This is a genomic window from Chamaesiphon sp. OTE_8_metabat_110 (genome assembly GCF_031382685.1).
Taxonomy (GTDB): Bacteria; Cyanobacteriota; Cyanobacteriia; order Cyanobacteriales; family Chamaesiphonaceae; genus Chamaesiphon.
In genome coordinates this window covers 1-3,733 of record NZ_JANMZA010000505.1, presented here as the reverse complement: position 1 = coordinate 3,733, position 3,733 = coordinate 1, and the positions used below count along the sequence as shown (strand labels likewise).

The 3,733-nt window shown below is 46.6% G+C and carries 3 protein-coding genes and 1 pseudogene; all 4 read left to right on the top strand.

All coding sequences use genetic code 11. The features are described 5' to 3' along the window. Positions 1 to 550: FAD-dependent monooxygenase (locus RMO52_RS18520; RefSeq protein ID WP_310417185.1), on the top strand; the 550-nt coding region annotated here is incomplete at its 5' end. A 77-nt stretch (positions 551 to 627) separates the two neighbouring features. Next, positions 628 to 2,346 carry a DUF3685 domain-containing protein gene (locus tag RMO52_RS18515; RefSeq protein ID WP_310417182.1) on the top strand — a complete coding sequence of 573 codons (1,719 nt, stop codon included), beginning with the start codon at positions 628 to 630 and terminating at the stop codon, positions 2,344 to 2,346. A gap of 5 nt (positions 2,347 to 2,351) precedes the next feature. Continuing rightward, the gene (locus RMO52_RS18510; protein ID WP_309738950.1) at positions 2,352 to 2,717 is read left to right on the top strand and encodes a DUF565 domain-containing protein; all 366 of its coding nucleotides are present in this window, start codon (positions 2,352 to 2,354) and stop codon (positions 2,715 to 2,717) included. Between the two features lie 293 nt (positions 2,718 to 3,010). Beyond that, positions 3,011 to 3,733 (top strand): annotated as a pseudogene (locus RMO52_RS18505) (serine--tRNA ligase); the annotation flags it as partial.

Genomic DNA, 3,733 nt, shown 5'->3' with positions numbered 1-3,733 from the left:
GGAGTCAGCACCTGCTGATAAGGCGTGGCAACAGTTGAATTGGGTGGAAAAATTGGCGACAGCTTCCCCCGATTGGTTAGCGGCTGTATTTCGAGAGCAAGCTGACTCGCTGGAGAAACCATTTTTATTATCGGTGACGGTGGGGCGTGCGCCGCGCTGGCATATGCCCGGACTGCTCCTGCTGGGCGATGCAGCGCATCCAATGTCGCCCATTCGCGCCCAGGGGATTAATATGTCCTTACGCGATGCGATCGTCGCTGCCAATCATCTAGTACCATTATTCCAGCAATTGTCATTTGCATCTGCGGCACTCGATCGCGTATTGCCGCAAATTCAAGCCGAACGCGAACCAGAAATCATCAAAGTCCAACAGCTCCAGCGTGCCGAAATCGCCCAAGGCGAACTGTTGCGAAATTATCCCTTACTGCGCTACGGTGCGAGTCGGATCGTACCCTCAATCCCCTTCCTCCAACGCCGGATTCGGCAATCTTGGATCGATCGTCAACTCCAGTTACGACGAGGAGTGACGCGAGTATCTTTGACGGTCTAAAGGGGGTAAAATGTATGGGCAATTAATCGGTAATTGTCCCTAACTGGCGATGCTTCAACAGTGCAATTCGCGTGTCAATGGCAGAAACTCCCCCTATGTTTGGCGCAGCCGCTCCTGTAGAGGATCGCTCCATGAGAATTTTAGCGATCGAATCCGATCCAGTAATTAGATCGGGATTGATAACTTGTCTGAATCGGTTTCCAGATCTCCAAGTGGCTGCGGAAGCTGAAGATGTCGATCGGGCTTGGCAATTTTTACTCGAAAACAACGATAAAATTAGTGACATCGATCTAATTTTATATGGATTACCATTGGATTTGTCGCTGCAAGACAGATCGAGTTTCCTGTTTTGTCAACAAGTTAAAGCCAAGTATCCCAATTTACCGATTTTAATACTAGCTACCGCCCAAAGTCCTGAGTTAACTGCACTATTTCAAAGTGGAATTGAAGGCTATTGTGTGCGGGGTAGTTCGATTCTCGATTTGGTGAGCTGTATCCGTCGAATTGCTGCGGGTGAAACTAGTTGGACACCAGCAATTTTGCAACAGATAACGATCGGCAGTAAGCCAAGCTCGCGTAATTTAGTTAGTAATATTCGCGATCGATTGAGATTGGTAAGTCTTCAGCAGATTGAAACTACACTTATGCAGGTAAATAACCAGCTCGATGGCGATCTGTCCGAACTAGATCGAGCGATTTTAGCCGGACGCAAGCGCGAATTAAATACCGCTCGCTGGCTGATCGATCGACTACTACCAGCAACTGCATCAGTAAATAGCGTACCAGATTTACCCTCGCAATTAGTCGCAGCACCACTACAAATTGTCTCGATTAGTTCAGATCGATTAGCTCAATCTTTATTCGATCGAATTGCCACAAAGTTACAATCGAGCTTAGAAAATCTTACGCCGACTGCCCTAGAAATTGACATTTTGCGCTCGGATAAGAAGCGCGAATTATTTTATCTAATCCTCAAACAGTTTGAAGGAATGTTAGATGAACTGCGCTTTTCGCAAGTAAAGATCGAGCAATTAGCAGCTAAGCAATCTGCGCTTATGCTGGATTTATGGGTGTCAGTAACGACCGACTTTTTTGGCAGATACCACACCCTCTCAATTAACGATCGACATGTCGAAATTATTCCCATCTTACTCCAAGATACCGCGATCGTCCAAGCTGAAATTTTAGCTAAAATTCCGCAATCGCTCGACTTATTAAATTACTTATTATTTAAAACACCCTTAACGATCGACAATACGATCGGGACATATGGCAGTAGCATCGCCGAAGATCGGGCGGGTATCATCCTCGAAAACCTGACAATTCAGATGGCGAATGCTGTCATGCAACCATTACTAAATCGCTTTGGAAATTTAGAATCGATGAAATCGGGATTTTACGATCGCAGGTTGCTATCTAGTCGCGATATCGAACGCTTTCGGAACGATCTATCCTGGCGGTATCGGATCGATCGTTATATCGGCGAACCGCAAGCAATTTTTGAAAGCCAATATCGATTGTTTATCTTCACAGATTATGGGATTAAACGGATTGCTATTTATGCACCACGTCCTGAAGAATTGGAACGCCTAGCCGGAATTCCCTTGGTAGTCACACTAACCCTCGAAGTTAGAGATGCAATCTCACCCCGGTTGACATCAGCCACAACATTTCTTGGTAGTGGGGTCGTCTACTTACTTACCGAAATTATCGGACGCGGCATCGGTTTAATCGGAAGAGGTATCATCAAAGGCATCGGTAATATTTGGCAAGAAACTAATCGAATTCGGAGATAAAAGCCGTGCAAAATACTCGTCTCACTACATTAATCGATCGCCTTGGCAACCAACTTACGCGGTGGGCTGAAAATCCATGGCGACGACTATCGCTGATTATTATTAGCTTATTATTTGGGAACTTTCTAGCATCGGCGATTTCCACAACTACGGGACAAAGAACTAATCTAGATAGTGTCATCAGTCTAGTTTTACTCACGATCGTCGAATCGATCTCTTGGCTTACTTATGGGACGAGATTTGGACGGCGACAACTAGTAGAAGACACTGCTATTATCGGTCAACGTCCATTTTGGGTGGCGATTTTAAATAGCCTGAAATTGGGACTAGTTTATGGATTATTTGTCGAAGCATTTAAACTCGGCAGTTAAGAGAAAGTCTAATTGCTTCGCTTCTAGATCTGAATCCCCCTAAATCCCCCTTAAGAAGGGGGACTTTAACTGAATCTTAGCCCCCTTTTTAAGGGGGTTTGGGGGATTTCCACCAATTTCGCTTCTCACCAAAGTGTATATATGGTAGCCTTTTCAAGGGGATTGGGGGGATTCAATCTATACTTTTCAAACACTCTCTAAGTAATTAATAATTCACCGCCGATCGAGACTCAATCTGGACGAGACGATCGTAAGATATATCTAGTTGGTGTAGTTTAGATAGAGTAAAAGCGGTGCTGGACATCAGACAGATTCGAGAAAATCCAGAATTAGTACAGACAAAACTCGATCTCCGAGGAGTGGGTGCCTATGATATTCAACCCATTCTCGCTCTGGATAAACGCCAACGCGAGCTAGAATCTACCCGCAGTCAACTGCAAGCGCGGAGTAACGAAATCGGTAAACTCGTCGGCGAACAAATGCGAGCGGGAGTCGCCGCCACCGCACCCGAAATTCAAACCCTCAAAGACGAAGGCAACCAGGTGAAAGCCCAACTGAGCGAACTGGAGCCAGCCGAGCGCGAACTCAAAGCGCAGATTCACATCCTAATTTTACAACTACCCAACCTCCCCAGCGATACCACCCCGATCGGGAAAGGTGAAGAGGAGAACGTCGAACTTCGCAAGTGGGGGGACGAATATATCCCCACCAATCCCCAAATCCTCCCCCACTGGGAGATCGGCGAAAAATTAGGTATCTTAAACTTTGAGAGCAGTGCCAAACTCGCTCAAAGTCGATTTGTCACTCTCGTCGGTGCGGGTGCGGCGCTCGAACGCGCCTTGATTAGCTTCATGCTCGATCGGCAGATTGCCGCAGGCTATACTGAAGTCAGCCCGCCGATCCTCGTCAATAGTGCCTCAATGACGGCAACCGGGCAACTCCCCAAATTTGCCGAAGATGGCTTTAAATGCGCCGACGATGACTTGTGGTTGATTCCCACAGCGGAAGTTCCCATC

Coding starts and splice junctions, on each gene's coding strand:
- RMO52_RS18515 (WP_310417182.1), top strand. CDS start 628: ATGGCAGAAACTCCCCCTATGTTTGGCGCAGCCGCTCCTGTAGAGGAT.